Raw genomic sequence first — 245 nt, 5'->3', positions numbered from 1 at the left:
AATTTTATTGTACGACCTGAACCATCAACTACAGCACCTGTAGCTTAATTATGCTCTTTGTCAAACATATCAGCAACACCATCTCCATCGCTATCTTTTTTCAAATAATCAACTGATTTTTCAACGTTAGCAACACGGTTTTTCAAAGCCTCAACTTCTTTACGTAATGAAGGATCTTTCAATTCATCATACATCATAGCTAATTGGTTAACCCAATACAAGTTTGGTTTTGCTTTAGAACCTAA

General features: G+C 34.3%; 1 pseudogene. It reads right to left on the bottom strand.

Annotated features, from left to right (window positions below):
* Positions 1 to 44 precede the first annotated feature (44 nt).
* A pseudogene (locus tag AC23ME_RS21125) lies at positions 45 to 245 on the bottom strand (OmpA family protein); the annotation flags it as partial.

Source organism: Pedobacter sp. T50_32 (assembly GCF_057652195.1).
The sequence above is the reverse complement of the archived record's forward strand: the minus strand, read 5'-3'. Positions and strand labels throughout refer to the sequence as shown.